Here is a 17,461-nt window from a genome sequence, read left to right as displayed (position 1 = left end):
GATAAGGTTCGCTTACCTTCACAAGAGCCTTGCAATGCCTGAGATACCGAAAAGACTTGCCCCAACACGTGAAACATTGAGAGAGCTCTATTTAAAGTCTGGTAATCGCTGCGCGTTTCCGGGATGCAAAAAGGCGCTATTTAATGCGAAGGGCATCTTTGCCGGACAGATCTGCCATATCGAGGCCGCTGAACCTGGCGGTCAACGTTTTAACAAGCATCAAACAAATGAGCAGCGGCGCCATCCTACTAACTTGGTGCTTATGTGTTATGACCATCACGTGGAAACGGACGATGTTCTGAAGTTCGACGTGGATCGCATGAAGCGAATCAAGGAAGAACACGAAAAATTATTTTCTGATGTCGTCGGTTCAATGCTGAAGACTGTAACGGACCACACGACACTGATAGAACCGCTCTTTGCGAAGAACCTGAGAAAGCTTGATCGAGTTCTTGGCTGGAAAAGTTCGGATGACGAACTTGCGGAAGCATTGAAAGAACTGCAGCCCCTGACCGCCAAGCTTGCGAAAATACCAATGCCGTCTAGGGAGCTATTCGTAATCCTCGTAAATCGAGGGGCGAAGGGACAGTTTTCAGCCGCTCTGGAGGTTTCAGTTCCTGAAGTGAAGCAGGCCACCAACCTCGCATCGAATGAATTACGGGAGTGTTTTTCCATCTTGGACAATCACGGATTCACGTATGATAACGGCACCAATGATTTCGGCGTCCAAATGGCTGGGATAGCATCGCCATCTTCTGGATGGCCTCTTTGGGCAGATATCAAGCGTTTCTGCAAAAAGGAAAAAACTGATCTGTCTCAAATCATCATCAATTTAGACTTTTCAGTCCTTGATGAAAGCTAACTTGAACGGTTGAGCGGCAGCCTACGGCAAATCACTACGTCTGCTTTGGGCTGAGAACGGGCGCTCATGGACCTAAATTTAAGGCAGAGAACAATAATGGTTCAAATTGCAAACGGCAGTGATCGTCAAGTCTGGGCGGCTCATCTCGGGCGAATTATTTTTTCATTGAATGAAATTGATTGGCTCTTCGAACTCATCTATACCAAAGTGCTGAAAGAAGAACTTCCGTCCAATTGGCATAAGAAGACCTTTTCCGAACATATTGATATAATTCTCGAAACAATAGGGCGGAAGCCTGGATCGCCCGCAATGGACGAGTTGAAAAATCTTGTCGCCCGCACTCTACCACTCAATGAAACTCGAAACCATGTTGCTCATGGAACCCTCGCGTTGGTGGGAGCACCTGATGACGCTCCGCGAGGCGCGTCGTTTGAAATGCTGCGCTACCACAAAAAATCGGGTGAGATGCGCACGGTTACATTCGCAATTTTAGTAGAGCAGACTGCTTGTGCCATGCAACTCAGTGACGATTACTCGCGATTCCTTGCGATGTGCGAATTACATGCTGAATTTATTGCACCTTATGATTGAAGCGATAACCCATGTGGAGAGACGAAACATTCCACAAAAAGCGTTCGAATAGGTGCCAAGACATAAAACGTGAGTGAGTCTTCGACTCCTAAAAGATTGACAATATTGAATCCGTCTCATAATTAAAGATAAAGTTACCTTGAATATGTTACGCTTGTTACCATAAAGAATTGATTTGCAGCCTTTCTCTCAAGGAAATAAAATCCTTTGAGTCTTTTTAGTGTGGCACCTAAAATTTTTGAGCCTACTCATGCCTACCACGTATAGAGATTTTGTCTGGGAATGTGATTACGGAGAGCATTCGTTTGTGTTGAATCGCTTAAAAGAGGTTCTTGCAACTCAGAACGCGTATCAGCTTGCTTACTGCTTTCTTTATGCCAACAACAATCCCTACAACTTAGAGTTTTACGTGGTCTTTGGTTATGAGACTCCGGTAGAAGGACAGATTGATGAGATGAAAAAGGCGATGGCGGCATGCGGAGCGAGATATCGTTCAGACCTCACTAACGACGATCTGTTTAGCGAACTGACAAACAGCCGATTCCAGCATGCCACGACAGCTGGCCCCGATAGCGTTGACATCGTGGCAACTCACCTTTTTTGGTATAAAGATCGATCAAAGGTTGCGTCTGCTATTTCCATGAAGCCGCTGGGTAAAACACTCCCCGTATTCTTAAGCCATTCGTCCCATAACAAACCGTTCGTAGAGGATTTGATCCCATACCTGAACAGCAAGGGACTACCCGTTTGGTATGATAAAGTGAATATTCAATATGGAGAAACAATTGTGGCTGCCATTCAAGATGGCATCGTTGAATCTGGGGCAGTGATTTTCTTTGTTACTCCTGAATTTTTGGCGTCGTCCTGGTGCAAGACCGAAATGGAAGGGTTCTTGAATCGCTATGGGAGCGGGCATAAGGTTTTGCTCTTATGCGTTGTTGCGAATGATGTGGCTCATGACCGATTGCCTCCATTCCTCCAAATGAAGAAATACCTCAGGCTAAGTGATAGTTTGACTGTTGAGCATGTTGCCAATGAGCTTACACCAGCACTGAAAATGCACTTTGGCCTCTAGCATTCCGCCTGACCGCCACAAAAAGTCGAGCAGGCCAAGTTGCTACACGTTGAACGTCCGCTTGGTGCGGGCCGAAAGGACGGCTTCGGGTCTTTACGAAGGGCGTCTGTGACGCGGTGATGTTATCGAGAAGCTGTTCAAAACGGTATCCGCGCAATTTGAGTTAAGCTTGCCAAGCCTTTCGACTTTGCAAAAGTAACCGATGGATGCCCTACCTTATCGTCGCCTGCATTCGCCTCGCTGGCGTCTCCTCACCGCTGGCGAAATCGCCATGGCCTCGCTGCTGTTCCGCGATGCCATCGACTACCAACGTGTGCGCATCCATGCCCGCCGCTACATGCCTTTCCAGCCGAAGAACTGCGCGATGACGCCCAACGGTCACTTGTACTTTCATGCGTCCTGCTTCCTTGACGACTACGCCCAGGCATCCGCTACTAACACGCATTGGTTCATTCACGAAATGACGCATGTATGGCAATTTCAGTTGGGATACGCGGTGCGCCTTCGGGGCGCGGTGCGCATCGGGCTGTCATACGCCTACGCTCTGGCACCGGGCAAGAAGCTAGCAGACTTCAACATGGAGGCGCAGGGTGATCTGCTGGCCGATTATTTTGTGCTCAGGCACTTGCGTTCTCCGGTAGCCATGCGCCAGCAACGCTACGCAAGCAGTCTGCCGCTGTACGAGGAAATACTGGCTGGCTTTCTTGACGATCCCGCCAGCGTGGCGAATCTGCCGGGCGGTTATGGTCGCTGCCTGCTGCCCCTAAGGCACCTAGCAAGACGTAAGGGCTAGCCCCGTAAACTGGAATTTTCGATCAGGGCTTCGGGGTGAATTCGATGCGGGAATCTGCCGAATATCCAGAGGGTCGGAAACCTAGCGGGATCGAACGCTTGGCTGAATGAGTTTGGGTGGGGTGTTGAAAAGGCTGGTCTGGCTGGCAAAATATACAAGAACGCTTTAGCGGGCCTGTGGCGCGTCTAGGATCGTTCTGGCTGGGTTGATATTGATGAGTTACCGTTCGACCCTTGGTGATCCTCTGGTGTCTTCCTAGCGGCACTCAGGCTGCCTGTTCTGCCTTTAGGATCGCGGCTTGCTTCGCTACCGTGCCACGGCTGCACCCTACCAGTTCCATAATTTCGGCCCAGCTTGATTGGCCTGCTTTCAGGTGGCGCTGAATCAGGGCATTGCGCTCGGTGTCTTCGATGCGGCCCTTGTACTTGCCTTCTGCCTTAGCCTTCTGCACGCCTTGAGCGGAGCGTTCGCGGCGAGTGGTGTAGTCCTTGCGAGCGATAGCGGCCAGCATATCAAGCATCATTTCGTTGATAGCGGAGAACATGCGGCTAGTAGTCTCGTCCGTGGTCGTCAGCATCCACGAAGTAGGCAGGTCGAGCGCAACAACCTTGATCTGCTTTTCTTTCAGTGCTGCTTTCAGTGCATCCCAGTCCGATTCATTCAGGCGCGACAGACGGTCTACCTGTTCAATCAGAAGGATGTCGCCTTTCGTGGCGTCTTCGATCAGTTCAAACAGCTTAGGGCGTTGCAGCGATGCGCCAGATTCGCTCTCGGTGTAGAACTTGGCGATGGTCAGGATGCGTTCAGCGGCGAATGCTTCAAGCTGGGCTTTGGCACGGTTGGCATCTTGGCCCTTGGTCGATGCTCGGAGATAAGCGCGTACAAACATGGTGTAATCCTTTCAGGTTGCTGTGTCGACAAGTCTATTATACACAGTCTATTAAGTATGGTCTATTTTAATTGGTGCATTTTGATTTCCGTACCGTGGAGCTATCGTCAGACTGCTGGTCTAGTTGAGCCATGGTCAAAATAAACCGATGCAGCAAAACAGTCGACTTTTGGTAATGATATTTCTTTACAACTAGAAACCGCTGTTGCTATAGTTAGAGAATCAGGTGGATACCTGAGGGTGTTCAAGGTGCAAACTACGAATCGAAGGATACGTGCCTCTGTTTTTAGGGGCGATCAAATCCTTTGGGAAGCGATCACGACCGGGAGCCGGGCGCTAAGCGAATGCTTGATGCCCTTGCTTACGGGAGCCGACCTAGGGTCTACCCCAGTTAGGCGTAATGACGTGAGAGGGAACTGCCGCGCCGGTTATTGCCTTCGATAGCAAATCTCAATGTTAGGCAAGTCCCACAATCCTGTGGGGCCTACATCAGAAATGGTGTCTACTTGAAAGAAAGCTATTATGGATAATCATAGTCCCGTAGTGAACATTGTTGTAAAGAACTTGGTTGTGGTGAATCGGGAGATTCCCATTAACGACAAACCCGCCGGCGCTGGCAAGTTTAAATCCGTACTCGTAAGCATTGTTATTGCTTGCGGGCCGTATTTAGTTAGCGAAGTACAAAAGTGGATGTCTTACCTTAATATCAGCTAACCCCTCTCACTGATTTTCCATCTGTGGTTATGGCAGGTTCTCATAAAATCTTCTATGTCGGCGCACCAATCGGCAGTATTTCCGCTCTTGCGCAAACGCTTAACGTTACCGAAAGACGCCTCACTACTTTGGCGAGTCGTGGTGAGAAAAACTATTTAATCTTTGACAAGCTGGTTAAAGGAAAAAATAGGGAGCTTTCCGAGCCGAACTTGGAACTCAAGGTTCTGCAAAAGCGTATTCTCAATCGGATTTTTTGCCACCTTCGATATCCGAGTTACCTGCACGGGGGGATCAAAGCGTCAACCCCGCGAGATTTCTACTCCAATGCGGACGCTCACAGCAACGCTGACGTGGCTGTCATGGTTGATATCAAAAGCTTCTTTCCATCTATCACAATAGAGTTGGTAGAGAAGACTTTTATGCTACTTTGCAAGTTTCCTCCGGACGTGGCAAAGGTGCTTGCCCTATTAACTACGCTCAACGGAAGACTGCCTCAAGGATCGCCTACCAGCTCCGTCATTTCGAATCTCGTCATGTTCGAAGAAGAGTACAAGCTTGCGTGTAGTTTCGAAGGTCAAGGTTTCGTCTATACACGACTCATTGATGATATAACAATCAGTAGCCAGAAGCCTGTCTCGACCGTTCGGTTAACGAAAATTATCAACCGGGTTTCGAAGATGGTTGCTTCTTACGGCTTTCATCTACATCCCAAGAAAACCCAGGTTCGATCAAAATCCAACCCAGAGGATCTTATGTTGATAACCGGGCTATGGGTGAATCGGGGGGCGCCGAAGTTAGAGCCGGAAAAGCGAGTTGCAATTGCGAGCGAGGTAATTAAACTAAGACGGAAAGCCCTGGCAGAGGGACGATTCGCCGATGACTACCATCAGCAGTACCTCTCTGTGTCAGGTAAGGTGGCTTTGTTGTTGCGGTTGAAGCATAAGAGAGCGATGCGATTGCGCCTTTTGTTAGACGACATCCAACCAATTTATGACGATCGTGGCGTAGCAAAAATCGCTAATTTAGTCGAAAAGTATTGCCGACGAGGTAAGGACAACGGCACCATAGGCTACGTAAAAAAATACTACAAACTTCAGCATCGCATTGCCATCGTTAAACGTACTCACGTGCAAGTTGCAACCAGACTACAACAAACGTTAAATAAAAAACGTCCTGTTAAAACCTTGAGATCATTCTATGAGTGAAATTCTTCGTGGTGTATTGAATGCTTACGACCCGATAAAAGGAGTGGGGTTCATTCGACGGGAACAAGGAAAGGACGTGTTTGTCCATTATAGTGATTTCATCGGAGACGACCGAGATGCGAAGGCAGCGTTGGGCTCAATGGTCGAGTTTCAACTGGAGCAACCTTCTAATCCTAAGGGGCCGCGTGCTCGGAACGTAAGCATCATTGGGTGACACTCAGTTTAATTGGAAGTGAGTGCGATTACGTTGACGCAGTCACACATTGAAAACGGTTGCGGGAAAAGTTATCTGGGTCAGCAGTATCCCCTGAGCGACTGATGTACTCTGAACGACCTAGCTGCGATGCAATCGGGATACGAGCATTAGGGATTATGACACGGCTACGCCATTGCTCATGCACTGGAAGGAGATACCCGTAGGTGTAGTACAACATGGCTACGCCATGGCTTTGTACTGGGTCGGGATTCCCGTAGGGTGTCGTAGGGAGATTTGTAGATTAAGAATACGCATGAAATGCTTCTGGGAAAAAGTAGTGGCAATAATTCTCAACGGCCTACCGGCTCGTGCTTCCAGCACTTCCTGCGCAACCATGAACAAACAGACATAACGTATTGCTGCCTCGCTTCCGCACGGCTTCTTATAGGTGTCGTTTAATCCGAGTCGTCGTCGAACGTTGACCAATTGTCCGTCGAGAAGGCGTCCAATGTTGTGTCGGTGTCGAATGCGACGTCCTCGACTGCAAACATGCTGGCACTGCCGTCTCCGGAATCATCCCGTTCAGCAGGCAGACTCCATGCTGAGGCTAGAGCTACGCCACTGCGACAAATCGTACAGGTGGCTTTGCCACACGGCGGGATTTGAGGCGCTGCGCTTCCGTCGTTTTCTTCGAACTGATCCGGCTTGGGCCATTGCGTTCGAGCCAGCTTCGCAGCCGCTTTCTCAATGACACGAAGGCATTGTGCAAGTCGTTGAGCGTGACGCAAAGTGCACTGCCTCAAGGAGCAATGCATGTAGGCTTGTACCTCGGCTGAAGAGATAACGTCGATTCGTCGTAGCAAAACCAAGACTAGCTTTTTGCTGAGCGGCCGTGTATTGCCGTAATAGTCAAGATTCACTGCGCCAGTTACGGCGTCGTCCAATCCTGGCAGTCTTGACAAAGCATGGCCGGGCGCACTAAAGCTGGCTAGATGCGCTTTTATTGAGTTTGTATAGAGTATTGCTGGTCTGCCCCTTGTCCGTTCCCTGGGCGTCGTCGATGAAGTCTTTAGCCAACGAGAAGGGGCCTTAACAACCACTGGAAGCGGTCGGTACTGAGCGTACTGTGGAGCCTCGTAGAAGTTCAGTGGCAGAAACGGGGGATAGTTACCACGTTGGAGGGGGGATGCAGTTTTGATCATATGTTTCCTTTCGGTTGGTGCCGCGAACGGCATTTGTTGACTTGTGCATGGGAGCTTTCAAGGCGAAAAAAAACCGAACTGTCCAATTAAGGAAGAAGTTCGGGGCTGTAGAGGATGGGCGGCCTTAGGGCGTTAGAGCTTACCTAGTGCGGTTGCCACCGGAAAACGGATTCTCGCATGTCAGATCTAAAAAGTCAAATAAATGCTTGACTTGACCGTAAATTCATGATTCAAAATTCTAGACGGACCGTTAGCGTTTTGACGGAAAATGCATCGCGAGCCTGCTGTCGCATATAGGCAGCTATGCTTTTCATAGAGAGAACGTTGCATAAAGATGCGGTATCACTGAGCAAATGTCGGTTCTTCTATAGGTTCGATAGAGTTTCGGCGTGCACTAGCAGCGCCAGAACCGACGACCCCCTCAGCGCTAGAGGCCAACTCAACTTACGCGATGGGACCGCTGAGAGCATGTTGAGAGCGTCTACACGCTTGATGCTGCTTTGCCATGTGCAACGCGAATACGCAGCGTGGCCGTGCCTTAAAACGCGTTTAAGCTGTCTCGTCAAGCCGGTTCGCGTTTTGCCAGGTCGTTGGTGAAGTACGTAGAGCGAGTAGCCGGGGGGCGGCCTAATAGTCTCGGCTGTCGTGGCCCTCGCTCTCGTAATCGGGTTCCTCGCCGTTGTCGTCGTCAGCAAGCATCGGGGTCCACGTGCCGTCCTGTCGCTGGATAATGCCGGATAGCTCGCTGTTAGCGGGATACGCCAGGAATTCTTCGCCCCTCTTGTGTACGAGGTCGAACACTGGCACGCCAGCTTTCCGTACGTGGAAGCGTCGCTGCGCCGGGTCGATCCTTACTTCTACCTGCAACCGTTTCAAGATGCTGTTAGCTCTCGATCGGCCGGTGAATGTGTGAAGGTCGAGGCGCGCGAAAAAGTCGGCCTTGTCTACGATCTGGTCGGCGGCTAGGCCGGCAAGGTGTTGCTGTTCCTGTGCTACCAGTAGGGCTATCCGATCTTCTGTTTCGTACATCAGGTCTCGGATCGTGTTGGATCGTCGGGCGGCGTAGTCGGCCTTGAAGTCTTCCAGCTTGGCACGCTCGGCTACAAGCTGGCCTGTTACTACTTCCAGCTTGGCATTAATCGCGCTGGCGCTACTCTGCACCAGTGCAAGGATGTTCAGCTTGGCGAGGATTTCCGCGAACACTGGTTCGATGCTCTGAACTGAGATGCTCCCGGCTTCGCACTTGGCCTTCTTCGCGTTGTAGCATCGCATCCAGCGTGGGGCGCTCTGGCCTTCTTCCTTGGCCTTTCTGCCGTTGCCGTAGGTGTGCAGCGGGCTTCCACAGTGGGCGCACTTGGCGATTCCCTGCCAGATCTGGAAGTCTGGTGTTTGCTTGCGGGCCTTGGTAGCGTCACGGCCTGCTGTAGCGGCTCTGGCAGCGTCAAACGTCGCACGGTCGATTATCGGCTCATAGAACATGAACGCTTCGCCGCGTGGCACTCGCTTGCCGTCATCGCCCGTGGTGTACGGCTGGTAAAAGCCCAGCACAGATTCATTGTTCAGAATTTGATGGATAGTGGATTGGCCCCAGCCGGTCTTCGTGCGGAAAGCTGGAATCTTGGCTTCGTTCAGCATACGGGCGATTGCGTTCCTGCCGCATCCGTCGCGTGTGTACTGGAAAATCTGCCGCACTACGGCTGCACGGTCAGCGTTCACCCTGAAACCTACGGCCTTGGCCTTCTCGTCGGGCTTCTCGGTCGATCCGTTAACATACACAAGGTCGAGCCATGCGGGCTTCGTTTTGCCAAGTGGGACGCCTGCCTTAGCCTGTTCCTGCTTCGCCTGCCACCTTGATTTGATGCGCTTGGACTTGATTTCTGATTCGGAGTGCGCACGCGACATTTCCATGATTGATTGGAACAAGTCGAACTGGTCGTAGTTGTCGGCGTGGTAGGTCTTGTTACCGTGCAGGGTATGTATCGTTATGCCAGCGTTCAGCAGGTCCATGAAGCGGGGCAGGGCTTGGCGTACGTGTTCCCGGCTCAGTCGGTCGAGGCTTTCGACTATGAGCGTAGAACCTGCTGGAATCTCTTTTGCCTGTACCAGTGCAAGGAACCGGGAAAGCTCGGTGTTGTCGTCGCGGAGCTTGCCGGAATAGGCTGATACGCCCCTGTCGAAAAACATGTAATCGCTGTCGCTGACCAGTTGTAGATTGTTTTTCTGGCAGTAGGCGAGTGTGTCGGCAAGCTGGCGGCGGTAGCTGTCGCCCTCGGCCTGTCGTGGGTCTGAAAACCTTATATAGCTATAGACTTTATTCATGGTGTGTAGTCTATCAGAAGTGAGTCCACGTCTGGCAGCACCAGCTGGGTTACCCGGTGCGCCTGCGCGGCGCCGTGCGCATCGGCCTGCCGTACCACTATGACCTGCGTGACGATGCGACGCTTGCCGACTACAACATGGAAGCGCAGGGCGACCTGCTGGCCGATTATTTTGTCTTGAAGTTTTTAGGGCGGCCGGAGGCGATGCGCCAGCGCCGCTATCAGAACGACCTGGCGTTGTACGAGCGGGTGCTGGCGGGATTTCTTGCCGATCCGTCCAGCCGCGACAATCTGCATCGTGGTTTTGCACGCAGGCTCGCAGGCTTACCGCTTAGTCGCCGGGCGAGATAAGGGCCGACAACCAGCCTTCGCGGACCACGCCATTGTCGAGCACCATTTCACCACACCGCAGCTCTGAGTTTGACATTCCTCAATGCTGCTGCATGGCAACATAATAGGCTTACTCCTCTTTCCCCTTCCCGTTTTCCGAACCTGTCATGAAGCTCTTTCTGACACTCTGCCTCGCCATTTTCCTCACACTTCCCGCAAGTGCCGCACGCCGCATTGGCGAAGCGCAGGTTCGCACTGGCAAAAACGACCTGCCATGCTTCACGCTCGCCGAGCGCGAAGAACAGCGCAACGGCATCCCGGAATTCCAGTCGGTGACCGTCAGGGACGGCGAGCGCATCGTATGGCATATGTCGATGCCGCCCGAGCGCACCTTCCCGCTCGCCTCCAGCATGTGCATCACCTATGGCGGCATGGTGCAGGCCCTGCCGCAAACACCGGCTGCGGTATTGGAAAGTGGAATCGTCTACACGGTGCAGCTCGAAACCCGTCCCGGCAAGAGTGCAGCGATACCCCTGCGCTATGTGGCGCGCTTCTGCCTGGCGCGCCAAACCGACGGCAAGACGCTTGTGCAGCACATTGGTGCGAGCGGGCGTCGGGAGCAGGATCTGCGTGGCTGCCACGAAGAAAAAGCCAGGCGCTGAACGCCGATAGCGGTTGCCGCCGTGTGACAAATGTCGTAAGCTTGCGTCATTAGTCACACGGCGGGAGCCCGATCATGTCCATTCCATCCGTTACAGAACTTACGCTGCTGAAGTGCTTATGGCGGCAGCACCCCTTGTCCGCCCGTGAACTGCACGAACAGGCCGAGCCGGAGCTGCACTGGTCGTACTCGTCCACCCGCAAGACGCTCGAACGGATGGTGGAAAAAAACATGGTCACGCTGCATGCCGTGCACGGCGTAAACGTGTACACGGCTGCGCTCGATAAAATCGAGACCCTGGCCGGCTTCGCACGCGATTTTGGTCGCCGGGTAATGGAAATGGATGAGCCGCTACCCGTGAATATGTTTACCGGGTCCAAGCTCGTGAATCACGCCGAACTGGCCGAGCTGGAACAGTTGCTGCACGACTGGCCCGACGGCAGGCAGTGAATATGACGTTCTCCCATTTTCCGCTCCTGTTCCTGCAGGCGAGCATCAGTGCCATGATCAGCTCCGGCGTCGCCTGGGCCCTGTTGCACCTGGCGCGGCGGCGCTGGCCCGGCCTGGATGCACGGCGTACTCCCTGGCTGCTCGCGCAACTGACAGCTGCCCTGACGCTGGTGTTGGCGATGCTGCCGGCGGCGTCGCAATGGAGCCTGTTTGCAGCAGCATCCGAGCCTGGCGTGGCAGGATGGGCATGGCATGTGCCCAGCGGCGAGGTAACGGATTTCCTGCAGGCGGAGGCCGGCGAACTGTCGGGCGTGGATCTGCTGCCGGCGCTCGCATGGCTTTGGCTGATGTCGTGCGTCTCCGGCGCCGTCTGGCATGCGCTGCGCTGGCGGCGCGTCGGGCGCGACCTGCGCGCGCTGCTGTTCGTCGCAGATCGCCTGGACGCTGCAGCCCTCCATGCTCACCCGGCGTTTGCGCGGCACCGAGGCGCCTTACCGCCGGTCCTGGAGATCGATGCGCCGGTCTCGCCGATGCTGGCCGGCTTGCTGCATCCTGTCCTGCTCCTGCCGCGCCATGTGCGCGATTTACCGCCGATGCAGCAGCAACTCATCGTGGCGCACGAGCTGATGCATCTGCGCCGCCGGGACCATCTGTGGCAGCATGCCGGCACCGTGTTGCAGGTGGTTCTGTGGTTTGTCCCGGCCATGCACAGCTTCCACGGGCGCCTGCAATGGGCCCTGGAGCTCGGCTGCGACCGTGCTGTGCTGGCGGGCCGCCCGCAGGGCGAACGCCGCAGCTATGCCGCCGCCTTGCTTGCGCAACTGGCCATGCAGGTGCGGGCGGGCAGTCCCGCCACGCCGGAGTTGGCGCCGGCCTCGCTGGCATTCGGTGTTCGCGGCGTACAGGCAGTAGCCGAGCGGATCCGCCTGATCCGTGACGCCCAGTCCATCGCGCATGTTCCGCTGGCGAGCAGCGCCGCCTTGCTGCTGTTGCCGGCCCTGTGCGGCGCCAGCGTGCTGCTGCAGCCGCAGTTCGCGTGGCAGGATGCCGGCCAGGGCGGGCTGGCCGCACCGGCATGGCAAGCCCCCCTGGAAAAGCTGCGCGTGACCAGCAGCTTCGGTTCCATCAACCGTCCCGGCGGCAAGCCGCACCAGGGCATGGATTTCGGCGCGCCGCGCGGAACGGCCGTGCTGGCGCCTGCCGATGGCAAGGTCGCCATCTCGACCGATCGCTACGACGGCGGCCTGCGTTACGGCAAGGTGGTCGTTATCGAGCATGCCAGCGGCACGCGTACCCTGTATGCCCACCTCGATCAACGCATGGTCGTGGCCGGCGAACGCGTGCGGGCCGGACAGCGAATCGCCTTGTCCGGCGCCACGGGCAAGGTCACGGGGCCCCATCTCCACTTCGAAGTGTCGCGCCAGGGCGCGCATATCGATCCGCAAGCCCTGCTGGGTGGCGCCCGATGACAGTGGCGCATCAGACGTCCCGCAATTTCGGTATCGACTGCATGCGCGGCCTGGCCATCCTGCTCGTGATCGTCCACCATCTCGCGCTGCCGTTTCGCTTGCCGCTGGGGCCCAGCCTGGCAGGCGACTGGCTGCCCGCACGCCTGCTCGACGCCATCAGCTTCAACGGCTACGAGGCCGTGTTCATCTTTTTCGTGATCTCGGGCTTTCTCATCACGACGCGCATCGCCGGGCAAGATGGCGACCTCAAGCGCGTCGACCTGCGCCGCTTCTATGCTGCCCGCGCGGCGCGCATCCTGCCGCTGCTTGGCCTGGTACTGGCGCTGTTGACGGCGCTCGCCCTGATGGGCGTGCCGGGATTCGCGCCTGAACCCGGACAGCAGAGCGTCGGCGGATTGCTCGGCGCCGCGCTGACGTTCACGTTCAACTGGTACGAGGGCCGCACCGGCTGGGCGCCCGCGGGCTGGGACGTGCTCTGGTCGCTCTCCATCGAAGAAGTCTTTTACCTCGGCTTCCCCTTGCTCTGCCTGGCGCTGCCGCGCCGGCTCCTGGTCGGCTCGCTGCTGGTGCTGGGCTGGCGCGCCGGGCACACGCGCATCGATGCCGAACAATCCGCCTTGCGCGCCGCGCAAGAGAACGCAACCACCAACCAATAACACCATGCGAACCATCCGAACCGGCAGCGCCAGTGCGCTGCTGCTGGCGGCGCACGCCTGCGCCTGCGCCCAGCCGACCGAGCCACCCATGCAGCAAGTCCTTGTCACGACCGGCGCCAACAACGGGCGCGCGCAATCGACGACAACCGCCATCGTCGTCGGACGCGACGAGATCCTGCGCCAGGGCGACGCCAGCCTGGCCGAGGTCCTGAAACGCCAGCCGGGCATCACGCTCGACGCCAGCCCGGGCAGGGCGCCCACGATCCGCATGCGCGGCATGGGCGGTGGCTACGTGGCGATTCTGCTCAACGGCCTGCCGGCCCCCAGCGGCTTCTCGCTCGAATCGATCAGTCCCGACCTGATCGAACGCATCGAGATCGGGCGCGCGCCCACCGCCGAGACCAGCAGCCAGGCCGTGGCCGGCACCATCAACGTGATCCTGCGCCGCGCCGGCCCGGGAAAGGGCGGTGACGCGAACGAGATCAAGGCAGGCAGCGCCTTCGTTCACGGTCATGTGGCGCCGCAGTTGGTGGCCCAGCACAGCGGCCGCAAGGGCGCGCTGGGGTACACGCTCACCGCAACGCTCAGGCGCCACGAAAAACCGGTCGCCGCCGTCACCACCGAGGAAGGCGCACAGCCGGCCCTGCTGCGCCGCACCGCATGGACCGACCAACAGGTCGAAGACGTGCTGGAACTGGCTCCGCGCCTGTCCTGGCAACCGACTGCGGACGACAGCATTACTTCGCAGAGCTATCTGCGCAAGCGCCACATCGACAACGCCAAGCGCGAAGACGAAACCACCGACATTGGGCGCCCGACCGCGTTTCCGCACGCCGACCAGCGCTTCGAAACGCGTCCCCTGCACGCCTATGCCGACCTGGCCTGGACGCGCAAGTTCGAGACCGGCGCGCGGCTGGCCGTCAAGCTGTCCGGCTTCACCATGAAACACGAGGCCGCTTTTGAATACCGCGGCCTGGACCTGCGCGACAAGCTGCTCGAATCGCACCTGGTCGCCTCCGGTCCCGTCGAGCGCGAATGGACGTTCAACGGCAGCTGGCGCCGCCCGCTGTGGGAAAGCCATACCCTGGCCGCCGGCTGGGAACTCGGCCGCAAGGGGCGCAGCGAATATCGCCGCGAGCAGCAGCGCAATGCCGCCGGCGCACTGCTGCTCGCCAGCGACGAGCATTACCGCGCCACGGTGGCGCGCCGCGCCTTCTTCATTCAGGACGAGTGGGATATCGGCCCTGCCTGGTCGGCCTATGTCGGCCTGCGCCGCGAAGACCTGCACACGACCGGGGAAGGGAACGCCGATGCGGCGATCGATGTCGACGCCGGCGCCTGGAGCCCGATCTTCCAGGCGCTGTTCAAGCCGCAACGGCCTGGCGCCGAAACTGGGCCGCGCGACCAGCTCCGCCTGGCCGTCAGCCGTACCTACAAGGCGCCGAACATCGTCCAGCTGATGCCGCGCCGCTACACGGTCGACAACAACAACAGCGCCACCAACCCCGACCAGCAAGGCAATCCGCTGCTGCGTCCCGAACTTGCCCTCGGCATCGACCTGGCCTGGGAACGCTACATCGGCAAGACAGACCTGGTCAGCGTCAGTGCTTTCCACAAGCGCATCCGCGACATCACGCTCTCGCGTATCAGTGAAAACAAGGGGGTGTGGACCGCCATGCCGGTCAACGGGGGCGACGCGACCGTGCAAGGCATCGAGGTCGAAGGCAAGGCGTCGCGCGGGCCGCTGTCGGCGCGCATCAACCTGGCGCGCAACTGGTCACGCGTCGACGGCGTGCGGGGTCCGGACAACCGCATCGAAGGCCAGGCGGCGTACAGCGGTAACCTCGGACTCGATGTCGTGGCGCCATCTGGCCGCGCCGACATGGGCGGTACGTTCACCTGGCGCGCGCCGCTAGCGAACCGGTCAAGCGCGCTGCTCTCGAGCGAAGGCAGCGCCAGGCGCCAGCTCGACCTGTATGCGGTGTGGAAGCGCGACGCGACATCGCGGCTGCGCCTGTCGGTAGCCGACCTCCTGCACCGGGATGTCCGCGAACGGCTCCTCTACGAAGGCCCCAGCCCGCACGCGCGCACGACCGTCTACCGTGTGCACCCGGTATGGCGGCTGATGTGGGAGCAATCGCTATAGGAACGCTGGCGTGCCTGAAAACGCACGCGCATGGCTTGTCAAGAGCCCGATCGACACCACGAGCCGCCTGTTCATTCGGGCTTTCCGAAGTCCGGCTTGTCATGCGGCGAGATCAACAAGCGGCGCGTGGGAAGGTCGAGCAGTACCCGGTAGCGCTGGAAAAATGGCGCACCGAGGATGCCGTCGAATGGCGCCCCGTTCAGGTCCATCCGTTCAGCGGCGAGGCTTCCCAACGGCCGGCCGTCACCTGCTTGCACCTGTCCCAGCTCGCGGGGATCACAAGCCTGACAGCGGGAGGCCGCACTGTCAGGCGCCAGGCTTGCCGCATTGACGATATTGACCTGTGCCCCGGTATCGAGAACAAACTTGAGCGCCTTGCCGTTCACGCTCAAGCTGATGTTCGGGCCTTCCTTGCCGTACGCCAGAGGCAGCGCTCGCCAATCCTGTTGGCCGGCTTGCGGACCTTCGCCGGGTTTGAATATCGACAGCGTGCCGCGACGGTAATCGAACATCAGCGGCCGCTTCCCGAAGGCCGCAAGTCCGATTGCCCCAGCCTCCCGTGCCCTCGTCAGTTCGGCTTGCGGCCCTTCCGGTGCGCCTCCCCACTGGACATGGACGCGTCCTTCGACCGGACCAAGTTCGGTCGTGCCGACCTTGACTTGTTGTGCGACGAGATTGCGAACCTCATACGCTTGACCATGCAGATCACTGAATTTGGTCGTTTGGTCGAGCAGCGTGACTGCGCCGGACGTGTGGACTGTTGTTTCCGGAATCGAGATGCCGAGCGCACCGCCTGAGTCGATCATCAGACGGGAAGAGACGGCGCCGACCGTGACCGTCACGAAGGGGAGCCCGTTGATGAAGGTGAGCGGGACGACATCGGCCGCCAGGGCGGCGCCATGCAGAACCGTCCCGGCGAGAAAGATCAGGACGCGGCTGTTGAGAGGGGGCTTTTTACTCATCCGTTAGCTTGCGTGCGCTTATTTGGTAGACAGAAAAGCTGCGGCCTCAGCCTGGAAGCGCTGCGGCTGGTCCCACATGATGAAGTGGGCGCTGTCCGGAATGCGTTTCAAGCTCAGCTGCTTGATCGGCGCATATGCGGCCTTGTAGACGCCATCGAACTGTTCCGGCGCCAGCGGCACGCTTTTCGGCTGGACGTACAGCACCGTGACCGGCACCGTGATCTTCGGCAGCTCGGGAATCAGGTTCGTCACGATCAGTTCGCGGAAGGCGCGAATGCCGACGTCGGGGTCGCTGGACATCGAATCATTGATGGCGACCGGACGCATCGCTTCGGTGTCGACCATGCCGGCAATGGTGTCGTTGGCGCGCTTGCCGCGCTGCTCGGGTGGGGTGGCACGCATGCCGGCGGCGATCTGGTCGCCGACTGCCTCGACCCGCGCCGGGGTGGCGCCGGGACCGGCGAAGAAGGTGCCCAGGAAGGGGAACATGTCGACCACCATCAGGCGCGACAGCGTGCCGGGATGGCGGCTCGCCAGCATCATGCCGATGGTGCCGCCCATCGAGTGGCCGATGACCGCCGGCCCCTTGAGGTTCGACTCCTTGATGTAGCGGGCGATTTCCTCGGCGACGGGCGCCGCCACTGCGCCGTCCTTGTTGCCGGCGGCCGGCTGGCCGGCAAAGCCGGAGATGTGCACCAGATGGTAACGGTAGCCAGGCAGTGCGTCGACCGTCGAGGCCCAGGTGCGCGGTGACGAATTCAAACCCGGGATCAATACGACGTCGGGGCCGGTGCCCTCGGTGCGCACGGTAATGCGCTCCGAGGAGAAGGGCGCGGCCAGCGCGCCTGTCAAGGGAAGGACTGCGAACAGTGCCATGGCGCCGGCCGTAAAGGCGCGGCGCGATAAGGTCTTCATATTCATTTTTGCTCCTGATTGGGATAA

The 17,461-nt window shown here is 57.3% G+C and carries 16 protein-coding genes; 12 read left to right on the top strand and 4 right to left on the bottom strand.

Features of this window, described 5'->3' with window-relative positions; all coding sequences use genetic code 11:
* Nucleotides 1–34: 34 nt before the first annotated feature.
* From ACHAC9_RS10095 to ACHAC9_RS10080, 4 genes are all read left to right on the top strand, one after another.
* Nucleotides 35–862 (top strand): hypothetical protein, encoded by an 828-nt coding sequence (locus ACHAC9_RS10095; RefSeq protein WP_435759694.1) that lies wholly within the window; start codon nucleotides 35–37, stop codon nucleotides 860–862.
* A 96-nt stretch (nucleotides 863–958) separates the two neighbouring features.
* Nucleotides 959–1,453: a hypothetical protein gene (locus ACHAC9_RS10090; protein WP_435759692.1), complete on the top strand. Its 495-nt coding sequence runs from the start codon at nucleotides 959–961 to the stop codon at nucleotides 1,451–1,453.
* 250 nt (nucleotides 1,454–1,703) lie between these two features.
* Nucleotides 1,704–2,528 carry a toll/interleukin-1 receptor domain-containing protein gene (locus tag ACHAC9_RS10085; protein WP_435759690.1) on the top strand — a complete coding sequence of 275 codons (825 nt, stop codon included), beginning with the start codon at nucleotides 1,704–1,706 and terminating at the stop codon, nucleotides 2,526–2,528.
* Nucleotides 2,529–2,799: 271 nt separating this feature from the next.
* Nucleotides 2,800–3,321, top strand: a complete 522-nt coding sequence (locus tag ACHAC9_RS10080; protein WP_435759688.1) for a Rhs element Vgr protein — start codon at nucleotides 2,800–2,802, stop codon at nucleotides 3,319–3,321.
* Nucleotides 3,322–3,586: 265 nt separating this feature from the next.
* Here ACHAC9_RS10080 and ACHAC9_RS10075 read toward each other — a convergent pair whose 3' ends face one another.
* Nucleotides 3,587–4,210, bottom strand: a complete 624-nt coding sequence (locus tag ACHAC9_RS10075) for a recombinase family protein (RefSeq protein ID WP_435759686.1) — start codon at nucleotides 4,208–4,210, stop codon at nucleotides 3,587–3,589.
* A 743-nt stretch (nucleotides 4,211–4,953) separates the two neighbouring features.
* Here ACHAC9_RS10075 and ACHAC9_RS10070 point away from each other — a divergent pair.
* Complete coding sequence (locus ACHAC9_RS10070) at nucleotides 4,954–6,129, top strand: reverse transcriptase family protein (protein ID WP_435759684.1); 1,176 nt, start codon at nucleotides 4,954–4,956, stop codon at nucleotides 6,127–6,129.
* Nucleotides 6,122–6,343 carry a cold shock domain-containing protein gene (locus tag ACHAC9_RS10065; RefSeq protein WP_435759682.1) on the top strand — a complete coding sequence of 74 codons (222 nt, stop codon included), beginning with the start codon at nucleotides 6,122–6,124 and terminating at the stop codon, nucleotides 6,341–6,343. Before ACHAC9_RS10070 ends, ACHAC9_RS10065 begins: the two co-directional genes overlap by 8 nt.
* 1,811 nt (nucleotides 6,344–8,154) lie before the next feature.
* Here the strand turns inward: ACHAC9_RS10065 and ACHAC9_RS10060 are convergent.
* Nucleotides 8,155–9,846 carry a recombinase family protein gene (locus ACHAC9_RS10060; RefSeq protein WP_435759680.1) on the bottom strand — a complete coding sequence of 564 codons (1,692 nt, stop codon included), beginning with the start codon at nucleotides 9,844–9,846 and terminating at the stop codon, nucleotides 8,155–8,157.
* A gap of 56 nt (nucleotides 9,847–9,902) precedes the next feature.
* Here ACHAC9_RS10060 and ACHAC9_RS10055 point away from each other — a divergent pair, with 56 nt between their 5' ends.
* The 6 genes from ACHAC9_RS10055 to ACHAC9_RS10030 all read left to right on the top strand — a co-directional run bounded on the left by ACHAC9_RS10055 (nucleotide 9,903) and on the right by ACHAC9_RS10030 (nucleotide 15,557).
* Nucleotides 9,903–10,196, top strand: a complete 294-nt coding sequence (locus ACHAC9_RS10055; protein WP_435759678.1) for a hypothetical protein — start codon at nucleotides 9,903–9,905, stop codon at nucleotides 10,194–10,196.
* A gap of 146 nt (nucleotides 10,197–10,342) precedes the next feature.
* Nucleotides 10,343–10,837, top strand: coding sequence for a hypothetical protein (locus ACHAC9_RS10050; RefSeq protein ID WP_435759676.1), 495 nt, complete (start codon nucleotides 10,343–10,345; stop codon nucleotides 10,835–10,837).
* Between the two features lie 74 nt (nucleotides 10,838–10,911).
* Complete coding sequence (locus ACHAC9_RS10045; protein ID WP_435759674.1) at nucleotides 10,912–11,286, top strand: BlaI/MecI/CopY family transcriptional regulator; 375 nt, start codon at nucleotides 10,912–10,914, stop codon at nucleotides 11,284–11,286.
* Between the two features lie 2 nt (nucleotides 11,287–11,288).
* Nucleotides 11,289–12,755 carry a peptidoglycan DD-metalloendopeptidase family protein gene (locus ACHAC9_RS10040; RefSeq protein ID WP_435759672.1) on the top strand — a complete coding sequence of 489 codons (1,467 nt, stop codon included), beginning with the start codon at nucleotides 11,289–11,291 and terminating at the stop codon, nucleotides 12,753–12,755.
* Nucleotides 12,752–13,411 (top strand): acyltransferase family protein, encoded by a 660-nt coding sequence (locus ACHAC9_RS10035; protein WP_435759670.1) that lies wholly within the window; start codon nucleotides 12,752–12,754, stop codon nucleotides 13,409–13,411. Before ACHAC9_RS10040 ends, ACHAC9_RS10035 begins: the two co-directional genes overlap by 4 nt.
* Nucleotides 13,412–13,415: 4 nt before the next feature.
* The gene (locus tag ACHAC9_RS10030) at nucleotides 13,416–15,557 is read left to right on the top strand and encodes a TonB-dependent receptor plug domain-containing protein (protein WP_435759668.1); all 2,142 of its coding nucleotides are present in this window, start codon (nucleotides 13,416–13,418) and stop codon (nucleotides 15,555–15,557) included.
* A 71-nt stretch (nucleotides 15,558–15,628) separates the two neighbouring features.
* Here the strand turns inward: ACHAC9_RS10030 and ACHAC9_RS10025 are convergent, their stop codons facing one another.
* Both ACHAC9_RS10025 and ACHAC9_RS10020 read right to left on the bottom strand, forming a co-directional pair.
* Nucleotides 15,629–16,519, bottom strand: coding sequence for a hypothetical protein (locus tag ACHAC9_RS10025; RefSeq protein ID WP_435759666.1), 891 nt, complete (start codon nucleotides 16,517–16,519; stop codon nucleotides 15,629–15,631).
* Nucleotides 16,520–16,537: 18 nt separating this feature from the next.
* Nucleotides 16,538–17,440: an alpha/beta fold hydrolase gene (locus ACHAC9_RS10020; protein WP_435759664.1), complete on the bottom strand. Its 903-nt coding sequence runs from the start codon at nucleotides 17,438–17,440 to the stop codon at nucleotides 16,538–16,540.
* Nucleotides 17,441–17,461: the final 21 nt, after the last annotated feature.

Source organism: Massilia sp. CMS3.1 (assembly GCF_051262535.1).
Lineage (GTDB): Bacteria > Pseudomonadota > Gammaproteobacteria > Burkholderiales > Burkholderiaceae_D > Telluria.
The sequence above is the reverse complement of the archived record's forward strand: the minus strand, read 5'-3'. Positions and strand labels throughout refer to the sequence as shown.

Coding starts and splice junctions, on each gene's coding strand:
- ACHAC9_RS10095 (WP_435759694.1), top strand. CDS start 35: ATGCCTGAGATACCGAAAAGACTTGCCCCAACACGTGAAACATTGAGA.
- ACHAC9_RS10090 (WP_435759692.1), top strand. CDS start 959: ATGGTTCAAATTGCAAACGGCAGTGATCGTCAAGTCTGGGCGGCTCAT.
- ACHAC9_RS10085 (WP_435759690.1), top strand. CDS start 1,704: ATGCCTACCACGTATAGAGATTTTGTCTGGGAATGTGATTACGGAGAG.
- ACHAC9_RS10080 (WP_435759688.1), top strand. CDS start 2,800: ATGGCCTCGCTGCTGTTCCGCGATGCCATCGACTACCAACGTGTGCGC.
- ACHAC9_RS10075 (WP_435759686.1), bottom strand. CDS start 4,210: ATGTTTGTACGCGCTTATCTCCGAGCATCGACCAAGGGCCAAGATGCC.
- ACHAC9_RS10070 (WP_435759684.1), top strand. CDS start 4,954: ATGGCAGGTTCTCATAAAATCTTCTATGTCGGCGCACCAATCGGCAGT.
- ACHAC9_RS10065 (WP_435759682.1), top strand. CDS start 6,122: ATGAGTGAAATTCTTCGTGGTGTATTGAATGCTTACGACCCGATAAAA.
- ACHAC9_RS10060 (WP_435759680.1), bottom strand. CDS start 9,846: ATGAATAAAGTCTATAGCTATATAAGGTTTTCAGACCCACGACAGGCC.
- ACHAC9_RS10050 (WP_435759676.1), top strand. CDS start 10,343: ATGAAGCTCTTTCTGACACTCTGCCTCGCCATTTTCCTCACACTTCCC.
- ACHAC9_RS10045 (WP_435759674.1), top strand. CDS start 10,912: ATGTCCATTCCATCCGTTACAGAACTTACGCTGCTGAAGTGCTTATGG.
- ACHAC9_RS10040 (WP_435759672.1), top strand. CDS start 11,289: ATGACGTTCTCCCATTTTCCGCTCCTGTTCCTGCAGGCGAGCATCAGT.
- ACHAC9_RS10035 (WP_435759670.1), top strand. CDS start 12,752: ATGACAGTGGCGCATCAGACGTCCCGCAATTTCGGTATCGACTGCATG.
- ACHAC9_RS10030 (WP_435759668.1), top strand. CDS start 13,416: ATGCGAACCATCCGAACCGGCAGCGCCAGTGCGCTGCTGCTGGCGGCG.
- ACHAC9_RS10025 (WP_435759666.1), bottom strand. CDS start 16,519: ATGAGTAAAAAGCCCCCTCTCAACAGCCGCGTCCTGATCTTTCTCGCC.
- ACHAC9_RS10020 (WP_435759664.1), bottom strand. CDS start 17,440: ATGAATATGAAGACCTTATCGCGCCGCGCCTTTACGGCCGGCGCCATG.